Here is a 19,877-nt window from a genome sequence, read left to right on the forward strand (position 1 = left end):
GTAAGTGGCGTCCCCAAGGGGATTCGAACCCCTGTTACCGCCGTGAAAGGGCGGTGTCCTAGGCCTCTAGACGATGGGGACGCAGAAAACTGCAACCCTAGGACAAACACTATGCAAATCTGGTGGAGCTATGCGGGATCGAACCGCAGACCTCTTCGCTGCCAGCGAAGCGCTCTCCCAGCTGAGCTATAGCCCCGACTTGCATACACACCACCAATTAATGTTGGTTGTGTATCGCTGAGTGCGGGGCGCATTCTATGCAGCCCCCCAAATAAAGTCAACAGTTTTTTATCTAAGTTTATTTAAATGATTTAAATTTCAACAAGCTGACTAAATATCAATCCGTTACGGAGGTATTTTATACAAAGCGCTATCAAATTAGCTATTTTGGGCTAATTGCATTGTTGGTTTGTTATCAAAGGCTCTCTGCTTTTGAGTTTACTCTCTTAAAAAAGGTATACATTTATATGCAAAATAAAATTCGTTATTTAAAGCTTTAAATAAAACGACTTTCCCCTCCCCTGCTTTTTTTTATAGTGCTAACTAGAGTGCAATTAACTAATGCAAATTTATCGATATGAAAAAACTGTTTTAAAAATTTACTGTATTCATATCATTTGGAATGATTTACCTAGGTCATAAAGCTATAGATCCAAGTCTAAATATAAGCTTATGAATATAAATTGCATATTTGTTCGCCAAAAAATGCTTAAATGCCATGTCATTGTTTATAAAAGCTGCATCTAACACATTTTTACTCATTCAAGTGTTGACACATTTACAACTCTATCTATAATAGCGCCCCACAACAACGCAGCAATGAGTTGTTTTAGATATGGGTCGTTAGCTCAGTTGGGAGAGCATCGCCCTTACAAGGCGAGGGTCACTGGTTCAAGTCCAGTACGACCCACCATTATTCCCTAATGGTGTTCATATCTAAATTCTTAATGGGTCGTTAGCTCAGTTGGGAGAGCATCGCCCTTACAAGGCGAGGGTCACTGGTTCAAGTCCAGTACGACCCACCATTTACTTTCTCTTTATAAAGAAAGTTTCGGTGGTCCTTCCATTAAGAAATATGCTGTATGTAATATGGGTCGTTAGCTCAGTTGGGAGAGCATCGCCCTTACAAGGCGAGGGTCACTGGTTCAAGTCCAGTACGACCCACCATTCTTAAAATGGTGTTTCATATTACAAAAATCTAAATGGGTCGTTAGCTCAGTTGGGAGAGCATCGCCCTTACAAGGCGAGGGTCACTGGTTCAAGTCCAGTACGACCCACCATTAAATAAACTTTGATGGTGTTTTCATTTAGATTATTCTTCGCGGGTCGTTAGCTCAGTTGGGAGAGCATCGCCCTTACAAGGCGAGGGTCACTGGTTCAAGTCCAGTACGACCCACCATTTACTTTTTAAAGCAAAAAGCTAAAAATGGTAGCGAAGAAAAAGATTATATGGGTCGTTAGCTCAGTTGGGAGAGCATCGCCCTTACAAGGCGAGGGTCACTGGTTCAAGTCCAGTACGACCCACCATTACTTTTTGAAGCAAAGAGCATCGCAACTCTTTACAACGAAAAGGCTCGGTGGTTAAGTTCAGTAAGACCAACCATTTAATCTTAAAAATTTATATGTGGGTCGTTAGCTCAGTTGGGAGAGCATCGCCCTTACAAGGCGAGGGTCACTGGTTCAAGTCCAGTACGACCCACCACATATAAACACTTCATTAAATACTTCCTTGTTTTGTTTCTAAATTAAAAAAGCATCGCCATTCTTTACAAAACACAGGCTCGATAGTTCAAGTCCAGTACGACCCACCATTACTTTTTGAAGCAAAGAGCATCGCAACTCTTTACAACGAAAAGGCTCGGTGGTTAAGTTCAGTAAGACCAACCATTTAATCTTAAAAAATTTATATGTGGGTCGTTAGCTCAGTTGGGAGAGCATCGCCCTTACAAGGCGAGGGTCACTGGTTCAAGTCCAGTACGACCCACCACATATAAAACCTCCTTATTTTATGTATAGTTTTCAAAAGCATCGCCATTCTTTACAAAACACAGGCTCGATGGTTCAAGTCCAGTACGACCCACCACATATAGCATTTCATCTAATACTTCCTTGTTTTGTTTCTAAATTAAAAAAGCATCGCCACTCTTTACAAAACACAGGCTCGATGGTTCAAGTCCAGTACGACCCACCACATATAACAATCACTTCTAAAATCTAACTTCTAAAATCTAACTTCTAAAATCTAACTTCTAAAATCTAACTTCTAATATCTATCACTCACTACTCCCTTTATTGATATAACCCAAAGCGAAACTTTAAATCATTGCAAAAGCTGTAATTTGCCTTGTCAGCAGCTAGACTGTTTATTATAGTCATCGTTAATGTCACTTAGTCGCAAGTCCAATGCCTGCAAAGATTTTTTCGAAAGCCAAAATTTTAATAGTTGAAGAGCAGCCACTTGCTCAAAGCTATATGAAACAGTCCTTAGAGGGATTGGGGTTTCGTCAGTTGCGTTTTGCAGAGCATGCAATTGCAGCAAAAGAACAATGTCAAATTGAGCAATTTGATCTCATCGTTTGTTCATTTAACCTTAGTAAACATCAAGATGGTTATCAGCTTTATGAAGAGCTGAAAACTAAACGTCTTATAAAAAACTCTACCGGCTTTATTTTTATTTCAGCTGAAACAAGCGGCTCGTTAGTTCACAGTGTACTCGAGCTACAACCAGATGATTTCTTAGTTAAACCCTTTACAATTAACGAATTAAAAAATCGTATTGAAAAAGTGTTATTGCGCAAAAGTAACCTACATCAAATTTATCAACTTATTGATGATGGGAATGACTCCAAAGCAATTAAACAAATTGATACCTTGCTGCAAAACAAAGGTAATAGTTACAGCGCCATTCTATTGAGATTAAAAGGCGACGCCCTACTTCGCCTTAAGCGCTTTGAAGATGCCAAAACATTTTTTAAATCAGTGCTCGATATTCAAAAATTTACTTGGGCAAAAGTTGGGTTAGTCGAAGCGCTTATTGCTAATAATGAACATACCCTAGCACACCGCATGCTTAAGACGATGTTGCAGCGCAGTGAAACGAGACTAGTTGCTCTTGATTTACTGGGTCGATTAGAAATAAAACTCAATAAGTTTGATGAAGCTCAGGACTTTTTTAGTAAAGCTGTTGAGATTGCCCCACGTAACATTGACCGTCAAAAAGCCTTGAGTCATGTATCATTGCTTAATCATGATTATGAAAAGAACTATTTAACTCAAAAAGATATTGCCAGTTACGCAAAGCACTCAATTCACGATAACCCTGATATATATTTAAATGCGGCGCGCGCAGGGATTGATTTTGCTTTAACAACGGATCAAACCGATCAAGTTAATCGTATTTCAAGGCAGACAAACCAGTACTTAAGTGATTTAAAAAAGCAGTTTCCGAATAGTAATAATCAAACACAAATTGATGTTCTCAATGCGCGTTTGCATTACTTAAAGGATGAACATCAAAAGGCTAAAGCACTTATCAATCAACTTGATGAAAGCGACACTCAAATTCGTTCAGTAGATGGTGCGCTCGATAAAGCGAAAGCGTTTCATGAGCTTGGTTTTCACAACAAAGCGCAGATGCTGTTTAACCAAATAATAACTCACTGTGAACGCCACCCATCGGTTAGCGATCCGGTGTATTTACGTTACATTCAACAACAACAAACTGAACGACGAGATATTAAACTCGGGCCTAAAGAGCTCAATAACCATGCTGTAACACAGTTTAATAAAGGTCAGCTCAATACCGCACTTGAAGCCTTCACCCAAGCATTTAGGATCATGCCTAAAAATGCCAGCATCGCTTTAAACCTACTGCAATGTTTATTCGATACTAATAACCAAGGCCAATCATTTAATTTAGCGCTGGCGAAAAAATGTTTTGCCTTGCTAGATGCGCAAACATTAGAGGATGAACAAGCAATCCGCTTTGAAAAAATTAAAGCCCTGGCTGCAAAGTTAAAAATTAAGCTTGCTGAGTAATCGCGTATGGCATCTTCTTTGTTTAAATTTAAAAAGCCCCTCCTAAGCGTTGCGCTTTTATTCTTTTGCCAATACAGCTTTGCCTCAGCAACATTACAACATTGGCAACAAGCCAGTATCAATTGGCAAAGTAAAGCAGGTAGCCATATCAACATTTTGGCTGATGAGCAGCCTGCATTTATGGCGTTAAAACCCTACATTCCTTTATTTGAGCAGCTAACAGGAATTTCTGTTGGCTTTCATGCTTTAGAACAATCACAAATGCGTGTTCGTCGCCATCAAGATTTAAGCGAGGCTTCAGGGCTTTACGATGTACTGCCGATGGGGATTACCTTTTTAGGTGAAGCGCAAAGCCAAGGCTGGATTGAGCCTTTGCAGCCTTACATTGATAACCAAAAACTGACAGACAAAACTTGGTATCAGTTAGAAGACATTAGTGAGCGAAGCCTAGCGCTTTGTAAAATTGATAACACGCTATATTCGTTACCATTTGATTTTTCTGCGCCGATTTATTTTTATCGCAAAGATCTTTTCGAACGTTTTAACTTAGCAGTTCCCGATACCTACGAGCAACTACAAGCAACCAAAGTTAAGTTACAACGGGAAATCGACCGCACACCTTCTTTAAATGGAATGCATGCATTTGCCTCACGTACGTTGCCGGGTGCAGGATTAAACACTTGGACTGTATTACCTGTTATGCGTGCTTATGGCGCTGAAGTTATCGACGCGCAGGGCCGGTCAGTTTTTAATAGCCCTGAAACGGCACAAAGCCTTCAAGTGTATCGCGACCTAGTAACAGGGTTCGGCAATCCAGATAACAGCCGCTTACTGCATTTTTATGAAATTCGTCGCCTGTTTAAAGAAGGCCGCCTTGCCTCGGCCTTTTTGGCTTCTCATTTTTATAATGAAATAGATACCGCCGAAGAGTCAGATATTTGGAATAAATGGGAAGCTGCCCCCTTACCTGCAGGTCCAATCGCCAGAGAAACATCTCCTTGGGCATGGGCATTTGCAATTAATAGCAAATCAACTAACAAAGATGCTGCATGGTTATTTATTCAATGGGCAACCAGTGAGCAGACCGCCGCACTACTTAGTACAGGTGGCTCACCGCCTAGACAAAAAGTGTGGCACGAGAAGCTGTTTACTCTAGTAAACAAACCTGGCTTTAATAAAGCCATGTTATGGGTGTTTGAGCATGCAACGCCTGATCGCCTTCAGGCTGGCATGGTCGAGTTTCCGGTTATTGGCGAAATTATTTCGCAAACCTTTAGCCAAATTTTCTATGGTGCAGATATAAAACAATCAATCAAAAGCACAGACGCAAAAATTAACGCTAATATGCAAGCATTAAAAGTACGGAGCAATATTGAGCAATGAGAATTAGTATTGCCCACAAAATTTTAATGATCATTGGCTTTACCATTACCCTTATTTTAGGGGCAAGTACGTCGTTGCATGTAATGGAGCTTAAAGAGCAAACACTTTTGAACATGAGTGAAAAAGCCGATGCGATTGTCTCGCCCATGTTGTCAGAAATAAACAGCCTCACACAAGACAATACCGTGGGAAGTTGGGTGCTTAAAATTCAGGGTCTTACCCTAAAGAACATTTTAAAAAATAATACTTTTGATGATTTAAAGACGATTTACTTTATCGACCAAAATAACTTTATCGCCGCCCACCCGGATAACAGTAAAGTCGATACCCTAGAAACTAACCAAGTGCTGCTAAAACAGCTCAATCCTAAGCATAATGTCATTGTAGCCATGGAGCAGCAATATGTTGTTGCTGTGCCAATTAGCAACTTTCAGGGCGAAAATATCGGTTACGTTATGGTGAGTTTTTCAGATAAAGACTTAGCGTTAAAGACTAAATCGATTATTAGTAATGCGGTTTCGCTGTTTGCTATTTACCTGTTAACCGCACTTATCATCGCTTATATCATTATTCGCCGTATTATTTTACAACCCATTGATCAGCTCGTGGAGTTTTCTCATGCAGTGACCACAGGTGATTTAAACTGCCCTATTAATATAAAAAGCCAAGATGAAATAGGTACCCTCGCCAGTGGCTTTAAAATGATGCGTGCTGCGGTTAGACAACAGATCAACAGCATGCATGAACAACATAGCTTGCTTGAAGACACAGTTGCAAAGCGCACTCAAGAGTACCTTGATGCTAAAGAACAAGCTGAGCAATCAAATCAGGCCAAAAGTCGCTTTTTAGCTAATATGTCTCACGAATTAAGAACTCCGCTCAATGCAGTGCTAGGTTTTAGCCAATTACTACAAGATAGCGAAACAGATAAAAATAAGCGTCGTTACTTAGAAGCAATATCAATCTCTGGTAATTCACTGCTTAATGTATTAAATGACATTCTCGATTTATCAAAAATCGATGCTGGTAAAATGCAACTCGATATTGAGCGTGTAGAAATCCCTAAAATGTGCCATGAGCTTAATATGATGTTTTTACAACTCAGTGCACAAAAGGATCTCGACTTACAAATAAGCTCTCATCCTGAGTTAACAACCCCAGTGTTACTTGATAGCAATAAAGTGCGCCAAGTACTAACCAACTTAATCAGTAATGCCATTAAGTTCACTGCACAAGGCAGTGTTAAAGTGTATTTTGATTTTAAAGCCCACGATGACAACAGCAATATTGATATCAAAATTCATGTCACAGACACAGGTAAAGGTATTCCTAAAGATCAACAAGATCTTATTTTTAATGATTTTGAACAAGTACAAGGCCAACGTAGTTCGGAGTTTGGTGGAACGGGATTAGGTCTTGCGATTTCACTGCGTTTTATCAAGCTAATGGGTGGTGAGTTATCGGTGATCAGCGATAAAGATAAAGGCAGTGAGTTTATTGTGTCTTTACCAAATGTTGAATTAGCTGAATCTAAAAATGAAGTGAAACATCGTAACTACCCCGCTATTTCGAGCTACCACTTTAATCCTGCTCGAATTTTGATTGTTGATGATATTCCCTACAACCGTGACTATTTAGAGTCCTTTTTATCGCGCTGGAGCTTTACCGTAGACACGGCTATCAATGGTGAAGATGCCCTTAAAAAAATTGAGCAGCATCAGCCTGATTTAATCATCATGGATTTAAAAATGCCGGTGATGGGCGGATTAGAAGCAAGTCAGTTAATTCGCAGTGATGATCGCTTCAAGCATATTCCAATCATTGCGGTTACAGCATCGGTATTAAAAGATGATAAGGCGCAATCCAGTATTTTGACAGACTATATAATTAGTAAGCCAATTCACCGTGAGCACCTTATTTTCATCATTGCTCAATACTTAGATTAGGTAGAGATTAGACACGCATTAGTTGCGTTTTTTCATCGCTATAGCATTCATGCAATAGCGTAAGCCACTTGGCGGTGGACCATCAGGAAACACATGTCCTAAATGTGCATCGCAAACATTACATACGGCTTCAATGCGCTGCATACCATGGCTAGAGTCCGCGATATAGGCAATGCTTTCAACACTGCTAGGCTGAGTAAATGACGGCCAGCCTGTGCCACTATCGAACTTTTCATCGCCATCAAAAAGTAAGTTGTCACAACATACACACGCATATTGACCTGGTTCAAATATCGTACATGAATCAGAGCTGTGCGGTCGTTCGGTGCCTTTTAAACGGGTTACATAGAATGCATCTTGTTCGAGCTCAGCTTGCCATTCAGATGGCGCTTTTTCGACTCGACGTGAAGGTGTTGGGTTACCGTTATGGGCAAACTCTAAAATATCTTGCCAAGTTAACATAATGCTCCCTCAGGGTTGAATACAACAATTGCACAGTACATCACAAGCACTACGAAGGGCAAGCAACGTGCGTCTAGTAATTACTGTGTTTGTAACTTGATATCTATTTGTGCACGTTCACGCTCAGAAAGTAGCTGTGCTAAATGACTATTTATTTGGCTGCTGTTAACACTTAATACGGCTGTTATCAGCTGGTCATTGACATCAGTTACATGGATTATACCTTCGCCGATTTCAATCTGCTTAATTTGGCCAATTAATACAAACTCAGCTTTGCGTTTAAAATCGAATAAACCAGCCAGACTTATCAGCGCTAGCTGATTTACATCACGCTTTAGTAAATCAGTAATGGGATTACGCGCTACAAATAACGGAGTTACTCGATAAAGGCTTGATAAAGTAATAAAGCCCCATAACATCACAAACAACGAAAATGCAGCACTGTGCCAAAGTGGCGTAAATACCCATAAAGCAATTAATACCAGCGCGATAGTGAGTGAAATTTTTGCTAAAAGCTTATTAATTGCCAACATATTGCAGCCCTATTTCTTTTCGATTGGATCTGGCCAATCATTAAAAAAGACCGACAGATATCTGCTTTTTAATAAATATAACAGTACCCATAACACCAGCACCATTTGACAGGCTAAGAAAAACGAAAACTGATAGTGACTGTGCGCAGCTTGATAGGTTAACCAACTTAAATCTGTGATTGCACACAAAATTAATGGCCAGCGCATAAATCGCCAAATAGACGCGAGACGTTTCGCACCTTCAGCATTTTCTTGAGGTCGGCGTAAACAAAAGATCACCGCCGGTAATAAGGCGATTGCAGCTATGGCAATGGCTGTAAAAAAATCGCTTTTCGACTTAAAAAACAGCGACATGATATCTAAATCAGGGCGACGACTCAGCGCCGCCATAATCCATATAAAGTAACTGCGTAACAACACTAACAAAGTTAAATGAAACGCTACTGGGGTTCGATAAGCGCCGTGTTTATCCCAGTATTCTGGACCGTAGCGATTCATATTTGGTTCTTCTTATCGGCAATGATGCCAAGTACAAAAAACGCAGCTGTAAGTGTAAGCGCCAGCCATTTAACACCGAGTAGCAGTAGCAACTTACTTAAAAATGGAGTTACAAACACCACAAGTAAGCCCATGCCAAACCCTGTGACCAACACAAAGCAAAGCACGCGAATAATAAAGTGACGACGCGCGACAAAGCGCTTGGTCACTTTAATAATATCGTTTGCATACAAGGATATAAAACACACCACCAGCAATAATGAAATATTGTAAAGGTGTGGTTGCAGCCAGCTGCCAATTGTTAAAGCAACTGACGACAATGCCTGCAATAGACTATCCATTGTGCTCACTTAAAAGTGCAATGAGGTCAGCCTCAGTTAACACATCAATGCCTAAGTCTTGTGCTTTGGTTAATTTTGAGCCCGCTTTTTCACCTGCAATAAGCGCATCTGTTTTAGCCGATACACTACCCGACACTTTTGCACCTAACGCTTGTAAACGTGCTTTTGCATCATTACGATTAAGCTCACTCAATGTGCCGGTCAGTACGTAAGTTAAGCCCGCTAATGGCTGCGCATCGGCGCTCGGCGCTGTTAATTCTGGCCAGTGAATACCTTGCTCAACTAACGCATTTACAACTGCCATATTGTGCTCTTCACTAAAGAAGCCACGTACATGCTTAGCAACGATCTCACCTACGTCACTTACTTCAGTTAACGCATCAACGCTTGCTTGAGTGATTTTTTCAAGGGTTAAAAAATGGTTTGCTAAGTTTTGCGCGGTTGCTTCACCCACTTCACGAATACCTAACGAATATAGGAATTTAGCTAAGGTTGTTTGTTTAGCATCTTGTAGTGCATTAACTAAGTTCTTAGCAGATTTAGGGCCCATTCGCTCTAAGGATTCAAAATGCCCTTGTTTAAGGATAAATAAATCAGCAGGCGTTTTGATAAGCTCACGATCAACAAGTTGATCAACAATTTTGTCACCCAAGCCATCTACATCAAGGGCTTTACGTGACGCAAAATGTTTAATTGCTTGCTTACGCTGCGCTTGGCACACTAAACCACCAGTACAACGGGCAACCGCTTCACCTTCAATGCGCTCCACATGTGAGTCACAAATTGGGCAGGTAGCAGGAAACTCAATGTTTTTAGCATCGTCAGGGCGACGTTCAAGGACAACTTGGGTAATTTGTGGAATAACATCACCTGCACGGCGAATAATCACGGTATCGCCAATTTTAACGCCTAAACGGGCAATTTCATCGCCATTATGAAGCGTTGCGTTAGATACCGTTACGCCACCTACAAATACCGGCTCTAATCGTGCTACAGGGGTTATTGCGCCTGTGCGCCCTACCTGAAACTCAACATCAATTAATTGGGTGATTTCTTCTTGTGCCGGGAATTTAAAAGCAATTGCCCAGCGTGGTGCTCGTGCCACAAAGCCTAAACGCTCTTGTAGTTTTTTGTCGTTTACTTTAATAACCACACCGTCAATTTCGTAGGCTAGGCTACTTCGACGCGTCAAGATATCTTGGTAATAATCAAGTGCAGCTTGCTGACCTTCAACGAGCTTTGTTTCTGGGCAAAGTGGTAAACCCCAATCGGTAAGTTTAGCAAGCTGTTGGTAATGATCTTCTGGTAACTGCCCATCGGCAACAAGCCCAGTGCTGTAGGCATAAAACATCAGTGGACGTTTTGCTGTTACTTTAGAGTCAAGTTGACGTAAGCTACCGGCAGCAGCATTACGCGGGTTAACGAAAACTTTGTCGCCACGCTTTTCGGCTTCACTGTTTAGTTTGGCAAAACCAGCGCTGTCCATAAATACTTCACCGCGTACTTCAAGCTCTGCTGGGAAGTCATCACCACGTAACTTAAGCGGCACATTACGAATTGTTTTCACGTTTTGGGTGATGTTTTCACCTACCATGCCATCGCCACGGGTGGCTGCTTGAACTAAAACACCATCACGGTAAATAATTGATACCGCTAAGCCATCAAGCTTTGGTTCACAACAAAAAGTCAGCTCCTTGTTATCCATTACTCGTTCTTTGATACGGCGGTTAAAGGCAGCAAACTCTTCTTCTGAAAAGGCATTATCAAGTGACAGCATCGGCACTTGGTGAGTAACTTGCTCGAACTTATCAAGTGCAGCGCCACCGACTTTTTGGCTTGGTGAGTCAGGGCTTTGAAACTCAGGATTAGCTTGCTCAAGGGCACTTAATTCGCGCATTAAACGATCATATTCAGCATCAGGAATGCTAGGTGCATCCAGCACATAATAATTATGGTTATGCTCTTCTAACTGGGCACGAAGTTGGCTAATTTGCTCAAAGATAGGGCTGGACATGAAAACCTCAAAAATCTACATAAAAAAGCCACTTAGACGACTTAACGCCAAGTGGCCTAACACTTATCATTTATACGAACGTTTAAGCTGAAAAGCTGCGAACTTTCTCAACATACTCACGAACGCTTTCAACCGTCATTTCTTCACGGTTGCTATCTAAAATCGTTGCACCAAATTCATCGGCTAGCTTTTTAGCTGCACTGTGCAACATATTGAATGCACTTAGACCATCGCCATCACATGGTAAGGTCATAAATAAACTAACACCTGCGGTGCTGAACTGTTCCATATTATCAATATCGAACGTGCCTGGGTTGTACATATTCACTAAACGGAATAACACCGGGCCTGTGCCTGCTGGGTCTAAGTGACGGTTAAAGAAACCTTCTTCAGAATACTTAAAGCCTAACATATTAACAGCTGGCAATAATTGGCTGCCATCCATTGTTAAACCTTCTGGCATTTGTAAATGCACAATAATGAAATCGGTAGGAACTTGTGCATCTGCTGGCTCTTCTTCAACTTCTTGTTGCTGAGTTTCTGCTTCTGGCTCTTCAACAACCTGTTCTGACACAGCCGGCTCGTCGTGACTTTCTGCTGAAAAGCTTAAATCACCAAACTCTGGCTCATCACGCTCTTGCGGTTTTGCAGTTGCAGGCTCTTGAACCTCATTGGTTGTTTCGTTCGGTTCAACCCGCTCTACTGAAGGCGTATCTGGGCTGTCCTTTTTACGCACCGACCATAAGCCGTGAATTAATAAACCACCAATGACAAATACACTGATTACGATTAAAGCCCATCTTAATTCTTCGGCCATCCCCTCACCTTTATTATTTGATATGCCTAAATTTTATGCATGTGCCATTTGCACAGCTTGTTCTATATCTACAGCGACCATACGTGATACACCTGGTTCGGCCATAGTTACACCGGTCAACCTGCCTGCCATTTCCATAGCAATCTTGTTATGACTGATATAAATAAATTGTACTGATTGTGACATCTCTTCTACCAAACGGCAAAAACGACCCACGTTCGCATCATCCAATGGCGCATCCACTTCATCTAGCATACAGAATGGAGCTGGATTGAGCCTGAATATTGAAAACACCAATGATAATGCGGTCAGCGCTTTTTCTCCACCACTAAGCAGGTGAATTGTCGAATTTTTCTTGCCTGGTGGCCTTGCCATGATGCTCACCCCACTTTCAAGTAGATCATCACTGGTCAATTCAAGGTAAGCACTACCGCCACCAAACACTTTTGGGAATAACTCCCCAAAGTCTGTGTTTACTTGTTCAAAGGTCGCCTTGAAACGATTTTTTGTTTCTCGGTCGATTTTTTGAATCGCCCCCTCAAGGGTATTTAATGCTTGTGTTAAGTCATCGAGCTGCTGATTTAAATAATCGCTGCGCTGTTTAGCCTGCTCAAACTCATCTATTGCCGCCAAGTTTACCGCGCCAAGTTCATTTAAAGCTTGCGTGGTTTTTGTAAGCCTCGTTTGCATGCTATTTAAATTGGCATTGTCAGGCAGTTCTTCAAGTACTGTTTTTAAATTTTGTTCCAGTTCTTCAAGTGGCTCTAACGCAGCTTGCGCCTTAACGATTAAACTTTGCTCATCCAGCGCCAATGCTTGCAACTGCTCTTGTAACGTCACCAACTCAGATTGCGATGATTTCAACGCTGTTTGCTTATCAGCAAGCTCCTTTTTAGCTTGACTCAAGGCCGCTTGCAAGTTTTTCAGATCAACGTCACTTTGTTGATGCTTTTCAAGCAATAGCATAATTTGCTCTGCTACTTCTTCAAGCGGGATCACTAGCTCTTCTAGTTGCTCGTTGAGCTCTAATACAGCTTCACTGGCAGCACTTTGGGCGGCATTTGCATGCTGTAGTTTGGTTTCGCTAAGTTGACATTCACTGCGTGCTTTTTGTTCGGCCAAATTTGCTTGATGTGCTTGCGTTTTATATTGCTCAAGCATAGAAGCCACTTGGCGATAGCTATTATTTGCCTCAACTTGTAGGTGTTTTGCTTGCTCTAACTCAGTTTCAAGTTCTAATTGCTGCTCTAACAGTTGTTCTAGTAAACACTGCTGAGTTTGTTGCTGTTCGTCGGCATTTTGTTTTTGCTCAGCCAGTAAAGTTTGACGCTGTTGCAACTTAATAAGCTGGTTTTGCCACTGGGTTTGCTGCTCTAATAGCATATCGCGTCGAGTGCTGGCCGATGCAATCTGCTGAGCTGCTTGGTGAATTCGTTCTCTGTATTGCTCTTTATCGGCGATGAGCGTTTTCTTGTGAGCTAGATGCTCATTTAGCAATTGCTGCTTAGTTTCTAATTGCTCGTTGAGTTCTTCATCTAACTGCTGGGCATCACTTAGCTGAGCATGCTTTAAAAGCAAAGAATTGTCGGCGTCTTTATTAGCATCGGTATGAAAGTTACGACCATGCATACAGCCCTCTTCATCAATCGCTGCCAGCCAATATTGATCCGCCAAAATAGCGTCATCAAAACAAGGTTGAAATGCAAACCGTGCTAATAAGTCAGGGTAAGCACCTGATTCGATATAATTAGCTAATGACTCTTTTGGTAACTCATCATCAGATGCAGGCCAAACACTGTTATGCTCTTTATGTTGACTGACCTTTAGATGCTCAAGGCCAAGTAGGGCTTGTTCAATTAGCGGCTCAAAGCCAGAAGCCACCTTTAACTGCGCTAATAAAGAGACATTCTCGCTGTTGGTTTGCTCTGATAACACAGAATTAAGCGCAGCTATGCTGGCTCTATTTTCATTGCAGTGCTGCTGAACCCGCTTTAAATCCTGCTCTAAGTGCTGTTGCTCTTTATCCGCTTGTTCTAGATTTTGAGTGAGCTTATTCAGCGCACTTTGTTGCTGCGCAAGCTCTTTCGTCAGTGTTTGAATTTGCTGTTGTTGCTCAGCAATTTGCGCTGCAACTGGAGTCGCTTCAAGTTCACTAATTTCAGCGGCAAGTTGTGCCTGCTGAGACTCAAGTTGCGCAACAGTCTGGGCAAAGTGAGCCTGTTGATTCTTTGCAACATTAATATCACTGCTATGAGCTTGGCTTTTCTGTAAGGTGCTTTGATATTGCTCATTGGCGCTTTGCGTTTGTTGCTGTTGCTGTGCGACTTGTTCTTCTACCTCTGCAACTTGCTCGGCGCACAGTAAATTTTGCTCAATCGCGTCTTGTAGCTGCTCTTGTAAAATGGCGGCTGAGGCGTGTTGCTCTTCTTGCAGCTCTTTATTTTGTAACTGCAGTTGTTGCTGTTTGATAAGGTTTTGGCTAAGTGTTTGCTGTTGCTGCTTTAAGCTGATCTGTTGCTGCTCTTTGCGGGTTAAATCAGTATGAGTTTGATGCTGAGCCTGCTGTGCGTCTTGCAGTTTTTGCTGCTCAAGCTGCACCTGATTTTCAAGGCTTGCTAAAACGTCATCGTGGCCAGAGTGCGCTTCTCTAAAGAACTGAATTTGCTCTTTAAGTTTATTAATTTGCTCAGCTTTATCAATTTGTTGTTGGTGTAACTTCTGCCACTTTAAAACCGCAATTTGCCCTTTTAAGGTGCGCTCAGTGGCTTTTAGCTCTCGGTATTTTTTTGCATCGACTGATTGCACTGCAAGTTTATCGAGCTGTGTTTGCAACTCCTGCCTTACATCAAGCAGTCGCTCAAGGTTTTCGCGGGTGCTTTTAATGCGGGTTTGCGTTTCACGACGACGTTCTTTGTATTTTGAAACCCCCGCTGCTTCTTCTAAAAAAACACGTAAATCAGCCGGTTTGCTCTCAATTAAACGCGAGATCATGCCCTGCTCAATAATCGCATAGCTGCGCGGGCCAAGACCTGTGCCTAAAAAGATGTCGGTAATATCACGCTTACGGCATTTGCTGCCATTTAGAAAATAAATTGACTGACCATCTCGGGTCACTAAGCGCTTAATCGCCACTTGGTTTCGATCAGCAAAGGTATTCGGTAAATGGCCACTGGTGTTATCAAACACCAACTCAACAGAGGCTTGTGAAATAGGTTTTCGATTAGTTGAGCCGTTAAAAATAACATCGGTCATGGCATCGCCACGTAAGTTTTTAGCTGAGCTTTCACCTAGCACCCAACGCACTGCATCGATGACATTTGATTTGCCACAGCCGTTCGGGCCGACAACACACGTCATCTGATCAGGAAATGGGATCTTAGTGGGTTCAACAAACGATTTGAAACCCGCTAATTTTATGGTGCTTAAGCGCATCTAATTGTTTTACCGATTTTTATTGTTATTCTTCAATTTAACCCATTTTAGGGTAAAAGGTTAAGCGTGGCGCTTAAAATTATCTAAAATAATACCCGTTGCCATCGCTACATTGAGCGATTCTGCTTGGCCATAAGCCGGAATGGTTATTTTATCAGTAACTAAGCTTTCGCAATCAGTACGTATACCATGAGATTCACTGCCCATTAGTAATACGGCATCTTGTTTAAGAGCAGTTTTGTGGATGTTCTCACCTTCTAAAAATGCACCATACACTGGGAGGTTTAGGCTTGGTAAGTAACTGGTTAAATCAGTTTGTGAGACACACACGCGAGCAAATGAACCCATTGTGGCGCTAATAGTTTTCGGGTTATAAGCATCCGCACTGTCTTTGCTGGTAACAATATGCTTAATACCATACCAATCAGCAACACGAATAATCGTTCCTAAATTCCCCGGATCCGACACGCCATCAAGGGCTAAAATGAGTCCCGATGTTGGTAATGCTTGCTCACTTGGCATATCAACAACAGCAATGGCGGCGTTGTTACTAACAAGCGTACTAGCTTTGGTAAGGCTGTCTTCATCTGCTTCAATGACTTGATGGGCTGCAAGCGCTGATTGGTGCGCAGCAATAAATGCAGGAGTCGCAAATATATGAGCAATACTTAAACCACTGTTTAGTAATTCAAGTACATTTTTTTCGCCTTGAACAAGGTACTGGTTATATTGCTTACGGTATTTCTTTTGACCTAATGCACGAATTAGTTTCAGTTGGTTTTTTGAAATCATAACAGCCTCATAAAATGATGGTTAAGTATATCACCAAGGTCACAGATTCTGTACTCGAAAAACCAAGGGGAAAGTGCCAATTGCTTATTCAATCAGCACTTTTAAGAGACACTAGCTAATAAGAGGCATTAACTAATTTTTGTCAGCCATTCATTTAACCATGGCTCAGTAACAGGCCAAGGCTCAAAATCTTCACAGGCATCAATTTCTAAACGATGACCAACAGGTTTTGCCTGTAAATCGCGGAACAGCTCATCAAAACTGCGACCTGCACCACAAAACGTATCGCCATAGCTGCGGTCGCCCATAGCAATAATGCCGTATTGCTTGCCTGTTAACATAGGAAATTGATCATTAAGTTGGCTATATAAAGCGATTAAATTGTCAGGAATATCGCCCTGACCCGTCGTTGAAGTGATCACTAAAATATGTGACGCAGCCAGCATGTCATCAACCGTGCCATTTTCAACTAATTGCGCTTGATGCTCAGACTTTTCAATGACTTCAATAACTTGTTCGCTTAAACGCTCAGCACCGCCGTAAACACTGCCGACAAAAATACTAATGGTTGCCATAATAATCCTTTTCTTCTGTTGGCCAGCCAAGTTGCTGGCAAATCGTTAACATTGCATCGCCTAAAGGCGCTCTAATTGTTATTGGTTGCTTGCTATAAGGGTGCACAAACTTTAATTCAGAGGCAAATAACATTAACCGACGAAGTTTAAAATGTTCTCTAAAAAATTGATTATGCTGATTATCACCATGATTTACATCACCAATAATTGGCAATGATAAATGTTTTAAATGACGGCGTATTTGATGTTTGCGGCCAGTTTTTGGAAAACACTCCACCAGCGAGTAACGAACTGTTGGGTATTTACCAATTGGAATAGGCAAGGTTGCTTGGTGCAAGCAATGAAATTGCGTTTGTGCTTCTTGCGGCGCTTTATTTTGATCAGCAAACTTGTCAGCGATTTTATCAAGCTCTTCTTTTAAAGGTTTATCTAAGAAGATTGATTCGTTTAAAAAGCCTCTAACTAATGCTAAATAACGCTTTTCAATTTGCCCATCAATAAATAACTGATTCATATCACGGGCTGCTTCTGAACTTAACGCAAACAGTAATACGCCTGAGGTTGGTCTATCTAAACGGTGTACAGGAAACACGTGTTGACCAATTTGGTCACGCAGCATTTGCATCGCAAATTGGGTTTCGTGTTTGTCTAAAAACGAACGGTGAACCAATAAACCTGATGGTTTATCAATCGCAATGTAATTTTCATCGCGGTACAGAATCGTTAACTCATCAAATTGTGGCTTAACACTCTCTTGCATCTTAGTCATCACTCAAAAATTGATCGAGTTTTTGTAAAACGTTAATCACATCATTACCGCCGCTGTGTTGTGCCAGCATCATTTCAGCCATAGGCGCAATTGCAAAGTTACGGGGTAAAGGCTGGGCATGTGCAATGAGGGTATGCATTCTTTCAAGAAAAACAAATTGCAGCCATTGCTCAAAAGCCATGGTGTCATGACAAAACGGTACACTAGAATTGAGTGCACTTGGGTCAATCGGTGTTGTTTGCCAAAGTGAATGGCGTTGTAATGTGGATTCTAATTCGCGCAGCAGCGCCAAAGTCTGTTGATGCATTGTAAAACTCTTAATACCTTTGTGCTTAGTATACCCTGTTCCAAGGCGCCATGGTATGGCGTATAATTCGCGGCTGATATAGATTAAAAACGGTAATTGAGATTTTATGACTGAACAGATCGCCACATTAGGGCAACTTCTGGACGCAGCAGGTACCACTTGGCGTGCCTTCGATATTGGCAGACACATCACTAAATTAGACAAAAAACAATTTCTTGCCATTGAAGAAACAAAAATCCCTTACCCATACCCGCTTGCTGGTCATGCTTGGCTTGCTATTCAATTTTGGGATGTAAAAGCGTCTAAAGAACCTTATGTATGGTTTTTAAAATTCCCACTAGATGAGCAAAGCCGTCTTGTAAGCGCAAGCCGCGATCACTTCGCAAATATGGTAATTGAAGCGCTTGGTACAGAAATTACCGGTGAAAATGCCGAAGGCAAATTAGACAACAACCCGTATGTATTTACGCCAAACGCCAACAAGCTAGCAGCATTTAATGCACAGGTTAAATGTTTGCTTAAACAAAGTGCTTCACAGTATTACGAATATGCGCAGCTGTATTTTTCAGGCAAACTAGGATTTGATAATTGGCAAAGTGTTGCAGTACAAGGTATTGCAGACTTTGCGATGCGTTTAGATAACGACAACAATTTAGCAAATCTACAAGCCGCTTGGGGGCAATTACCAGTCGAAGTATTACAGCCGCTAAGTGCAATGCTTGAACATGTTGCAATCGAACCCGTGTTTGCAGAGCAATTGTTAGCCTATGGTTTAAACGCCATAGAGCATAAAGACGACATCGCCCTTGTTGCAACTCTTAGAAGCCTATCAAAAACACCAGCGCAAGGTTTAACTGCGCAACTTGTTGATGCTGTATTACGCTCTGATATGAACACCCAATCAGATGTACTATTAACGATTGCTGGGCGCTGTTTTAGCACACTAGAAGACCCAGAACGCTTACACGTGTTTATGGATTGCTGTGCACACCACACTGAAATTGAACAACTGTTTGTGAGTATTTTCACCGATTTAGTTGCAATTCCTAGTATTCGCCCTCACCTACTAGGTTTATTAAGAAAAGAAAATCGTAGCGAAACACTCGCTCGAGCAATTGGAAGGTTATTTTCGTAAATGGCAGGCTTGTGGACACTCATCATCATTGGCAGCATCATCTACTTTTTTTGGTTAAACAGAAAAGTAGCCGAAGCAGCTAATCTTCATGCACAAAGACAAATTGAGCAATTAAATGTGCAATTGATGAGTGTTGCTTGCAATAAGCGCCGACTTGGCATTTTAAAAAGCGGTAAACCAGGTATCAAAAGCGAATTTATTTTTGAGTTTTCAAGTGATGGACAAAACGTGTATCAAGGCGTTTTGATCATGGAAAATGAATTACTTAAAAGCGTAGTAATACCGCCGCATAAGATTTAAGTTGCGAGTTGCGAGTTGCGAGTTGCGAGTTGCGAGTTGCGAGTTGCGAGTTGCGAGTTATACAAGGATAATTGCCTGTTTGAAAAGTGCAACCTCCAGAAAGAACTAAGGCGTAGCTAATAGCCACGCCCCAATCTTGCTACTTCCATGATTAAGTATCCTTACTTATGCCGAAGCTGCCTTTTTATCTTTCCCCTGAACGGGTATACATCCGATACACCCACCATGCTACTTCATGTAACATTTAACACATCCTAGTGCCGTCCTCTTGCCGTCAATGGCTATCCGCTTCGTTTTCCAAACGCTCCTTTAGCTTCCTGCTAAAATCATCCTTTGGTCAGTCCTTTTCAATCGCTCCGCGATTGTACTGCATCCTGGCAGTGTCCTCGTTCTTCCTTGCTTCCCTAGCTCTTGTCCCTTTGCTTCCTGCTAAGCATCTTGCTTTGTTGCCATAATCCTAATCCTTGGCATCAGATCAATCGTTGAACCTGCGTCTTCTTGACATGATTAAGTTTAGAGAAATGCGGATATCTTG

General features: G+C 41.6%; 15 protein-coding genes, 10 tRNA genes and 2 pseudogenes. 14 read left to right on the top strand and 13 right to left on the bottom strand.

Features of this window, described 5'->3' with window-relative positions; genetic code table 11:
* Positions 1 to 5 precede the first annotated feature (5 nt).
* A tRNA-Glu gene (locus AUR67_RS17455) sits at positions 6 to 81 on the bottom strand.
* Between the two features lie 39 nt (positions 82 to 120).
* A tRNA-Ala gene (locus tag AUR67_RS17460) sits at positions 121 to 196 on the bottom strand.
* A gap of 641 nt (positions 197 to 837) precedes the next feature.
* On the opposite strand from AUR67_RS17460, the gene AUR67_RS17465 reads away from it, so the two are divergent.
* From AUR67_RS17465 to AUR67_RS17515, 11 genes are all read left to right on the top strand, one after another.
* Positions 838 to 913: transfer RNA gene (locus tag AUR67_RS17465), tRNA-Val, on the top strand.
* Between the two features lie 36 nt (positions 914 to 949).
* Positions 950 to 1,025, top strand: a tRNA-Val gene (locus AUR67_RS17470).
* A 66-nt stretch (positions 1,026 to 1,091) separates the two neighbouring features.
* Positions 1,092 to 1,167, top strand: a tRNA-Val gene (locus tag AUR67_RS17475).
* Positions 1,168 to 1,204: 37 nt separating this feature from the next.
* A tRNA-Val gene (locus AUR67_RS17480) sits at positions 1,205 to 1,280 on the top strand.
* A 43-nt stretch (positions 1,281 to 1,323) separates the two neighbouring features.
* Positions 1,324 to 1,399: transfer RNA gene (locus AUR67_RS17485), tRNA-Val, on the top strand.
* Between the two features lie 52 nt (positions 1,400 to 1,451).
* Positions 1,452 to 1,527 (top strand) — tRNA-Val (locus tag AUR67_RS17490).
* Positions 1,528 to 1,626: 99 nt separating this feature from the next.
* Positions 1,627 to 1,702 (top strand) — tRNA-Val (locus tag AUR67_RS17495).
* Positions 1,703 to 1,911: 209 nt separating this feature from the next.
* Positions 1,912 to 1,987 (top strand) — tRNA-Val (locus AUR67_RS17500).
* A gap of 416 nt (positions 1,988 to 2,403) precedes the next feature.
* The gene (locus AUR67_RS17505; RefSeq protein WP_058586213.1) at positions 2,404 to 4,038 is read left to right on the top strand and encodes a response regulator; all 1,635 of its coding nucleotides are present in this window, start codon (positions 2,404 to 2,406) and stop codon (positions 4,036 to 4,038) included.
* An 18-nt stretch (positions 4,039 to 4,056) separates the two neighbouring features.
* Positions 4,057 to 5,421, top strand: a complete 1,365-nt coding sequence (locus tag AUR67_RS17510; protein WP_058586214.1) for an extracellular solute-binding protein — start codon at positions 4,057 to 4,059, stop codon at positions 5,419 to 5,421.
* A complete protein-coding gene (locus AUR67_RS17515) occupies positions 5,418 to 7,367 on the top strand; it encodes an ATP-binding protein (protein WP_058586215.1) in 1,950 nt (649 codons plus the stop codon). Before AUR67_RS17510 ends, AUR67_RS17515 begins: the two co-directional genes overlap by 4 nt.
* A gap of 18 nt (positions 7,368 to 7,385) precedes the next feature.
* Here the strand turns inward: AUR67_RS17515 and msrB are convergent.
* Positions 7,386 to 7,745 (bottom strand): annotated as a pseudogene (gene msrB / locus AUR67_RS17520) (peptide-methionine (R)-S-oxide reductase MsrB); the annotation flags it as partial.
* 22 nt (positions 7,746 to 7,767) lie between these two features.
* Between msrB and AUR67_RS21545 the strand changes: the two are divergent.
* Positions 7,768 to 7,848, top strand: a pseudogene (locus tag AUR67_RS21545) (hypothetical protein); the annotation flags it as partial.
* A gap of 61 nt (positions 7,849 to 7,909) precedes the next feature.
* Here the strand turns inward: AUR67_RS21545 and AUR67_RS17525 are convergent.
* From AUR67_RS17525 to AUR67_RS17570, 10 genes are all read right to left on the bottom strand, one after another.
* The gene (locus AUR67_RS17525; RefSeq protein WP_058586217.1) at positions 7,910 to 8,362 is read right to left on the bottom strand and encodes a hypothetical protein; all 453 of its coding nucleotides are present in this window, start codon (positions 8,360 to 8,362) and stop codon (positions 7,910 to 7,912) included.
* Between the two features lie 9 nt (positions 8,363 to 8,371).
* The gene (locus tag AUR67_RS17530; protein WP_058586218.1) at positions 8,372 to 8,860 is read right to left on the bottom strand and encodes a DUF2919 domain-containing protein; all 489 of its coding nucleotides are present in this window, start codon (positions 8,858 to 8,860) and stop codon (positions 8,372 to 8,374) included.
* The gene (locus AUR67_RS17535) at positions 8,857 to 9,201 is read right to left on the bottom strand and encodes a DUF3392 family protein (protein WP_058586219.1); all 345 of its coding nucleotides are present in this window, start codon (positions 9,199 to 9,201) and stop codon (positions 8,857 to 8,859) included. The genes AUR67_RS17530 and AUR67_RS17535 overlap by 4 nt, the downstream gene beginning before the upstream one ends.
* A complete protein-coding gene (ligA, locus tag AUR67_RS17540; RefSeq protein ID WP_058586220.1) occupies positions 9,194 to 11,215 on the bottom strand; it encodes an NAD-dependent DNA ligase LigA in 2,022 nt (673 codons plus the stop codon). Before ligA ends, AUR67_RS17535 begins: the two co-directional genes overlap by 8 nt.
* A gap of 82 nt (positions 11,216 to 11,297) precedes the next feature.
* On the bottom strand, positions 11,298 to 12,032 hold the full coding sequence (zipA, locus tag AUR67_RS17545) for a cell division protein ZipA (protein WP_058586221.1): 735 nt from the start codon (positions 12,030 to 12,032) through the stop codon (positions 11,298 to 11,300).
* 33 nt (positions 12,033 to 12,065) lie between these two features.
* Positions 12,066 to 15,464, bottom strand: a complete 3,399-nt coding sequence (locus tag AUR67_RS17550) for a chromosome segregation SMC family protein (protein ID WP_058586222.1) — start codon at positions 15,462 to 15,464, stop codon at positions 12,066 to 12,068.
* A gap of 60 nt (positions 15,465 to 15,524) precedes the next feature.
* Positions 15,525 to 16,256 (bottom strand): TrmH family RNA methyltransferase, encoded by a 732-nt coding sequence (locus AUR67_RS17555; RefSeq protein ID WP_058586223.1) that lies wholly within the window; start codon positions 16,254 to 16,256, stop codon positions 15,525 to 15,527.
* Positions 16,257 to 16,384: 128 nt separating this feature from the next.
* Positions 16,385 to 16,831, bottom strand: coding sequence for a flavodoxin (locus AUR67_RS17560; protein ID WP_054563623.1), 447 nt, complete (start codon positions 16,829 to 16,831; stop codon positions 16,385 to 16,387).
* On the bottom strand, positions 16,818 to 17,591 hold the full coding sequence (gene truC, locus AUR67_RS17565) for a tRNA pseudouridine(65) synthase TruC (protein WP_058586224.1): 774 nt from the start codon (positions 17,589 to 17,591) through the stop codon (positions 16,818 to 16,820). The genes AUR67_RS17560 and truC overlap by 14 nt, the downstream gene beginning before the upstream one ends.
* Position 17,592: 1 nt before the next feature.
* A complete protein-coding gene (locus AUR67_RS17570) occupies positions 17,593 to 17,907 on the bottom strand; it encodes a YqcC family protein (protein ID WP_058586225.1) in 315 nt (104 codons plus the stop codon).
* Positions 17,908 to 18,013: 106 nt separating this feature from the next.
* Between AUR67_RS17570 and AUR67_RS17575 the strand changes: the two genes are divergently transcribed.
* Positions 18,014 to 19,042: a DUF3549 family protein gene (locus AUR67_RS17575; RefSeq protein ID WP_058586226.1), complete on the top strand. Its 1,029-nt coding sequence runs from the start codon at positions 18,014 to 18,016 to the stop codon at positions 19,040 to 19,042.
* Positions 19,043 to 19,342 (top strand): DUF3301 domain-containing protein, encoded by a 300-nt coding sequence (locus AUR67_RS17580; RefSeq protein ID WP_054553721.1) that lies wholly within the window; start codon positions 19,043 to 19,045, stop codon positions 19,340 to 19,342.
* Positions 19,343 to 19,877 lie beyond the last annotated feature (535 nt).

The organism is Pseudoalteromonas sp. XI10, assembly GCF_001469895.1.
Classification (GTDB): Bacteria; Pseudomonadota; Gammaproteobacteria; order Enterobacterales; family Alteromonadaceae; genus Pseudoalteromonas.

Coding starts and splice junctions, on each gene's coding strand:
- AUR67_RS17505 (WP_058586213.1), top strand. CDS start 2,404: ATGCCTGCAAAGATTTTTTCGAAAGCCAAAATTTTAATAGTTGAAGAG.
- AUR67_RS17515 (WP_058586215.1), top strand. CDS start 5,418: ATGAGAATTAGTATTGCCCACAAAATTTTAATGATCATTGGCTTTACC.
- AUR67_RS17525 (WP_058586217.1), bottom strand. CDS start 8,362: ATGTTGGCAATTAATAAGCTTTTAGCAAAAATTTCACTCACTATCGCG.
- AUR67_RS17530 (WP_058586218.1), bottom strand. CDS start 8,860: ATGAATCGCTACGGTCCAGAATACTGGGATAAACACGGCGCTTATCGA.
- AUR67_RS17535 (WP_058586219.1), bottom strand. CDS start 9,201: ATGGATAGTCTATTGCAGGCATTGTCGTCAGTTGCTTTAACAATTGGC.
- ligA (WP_058586220.1), bottom strand. CDS start 11,215: ATGTCCAGCCCTATCTTTGAGCAAATTAGCCAACTTCGTGCCCAGTTA.
- zipA (WP_058586221.1), bottom strand. CDS start 12,032: ATGGCCGAAGAATTAAGATGGGCTTTAATCGTAATCAGTGTATTTGTC.
- AUR67_RS17550 (WP_058586222.1), bottom strand. CDS start 15,464: ATGCGCTTAAGCACCATAAAATTAGCGGGTTTCAAATCGTTTGTTGAA.
- AUR67_RS17555 (WP_058586223.1), bottom strand. CDS start 16,256: ATGATTTCAAAAAACCAACTGAAACTAATTCGTGCATTAGGTCAAAAG.
- AUR67_RS17560 (WP_054563623.1), bottom strand. CDS start 16,831: ATGGCAACCATTAGTATTTTTGTCGGCAGTGTTTACGGCGGTGCTGAG.
- truC (WP_058586224.1), bottom strand. CDS start 17,591: ATGCAAGAGAGTGTTAAGCCACAATTTGATGAGTTAACGATTCTGTAC.
- AUR67_RS17570 (WP_058586225.1), bottom strand. CDS start 17,907: ATGCATCAACAGACTTTGGCGCTGCTGCGCGAATTAGAATCCACATTA.
- AUR67_RS17575 (WP_058586226.1), top strand. CDS start 18,014: ATGACTGAACAGATCGCCACATTAGGGCAACTTCTGGACGCAGCAGGT.
- AUR67_RS17580 (WP_054553721.1), top strand. CDS start 19,043: ATGGCAGGCTTGTGGACACTCATCATCATTGGCAGCATCATCTACTTT.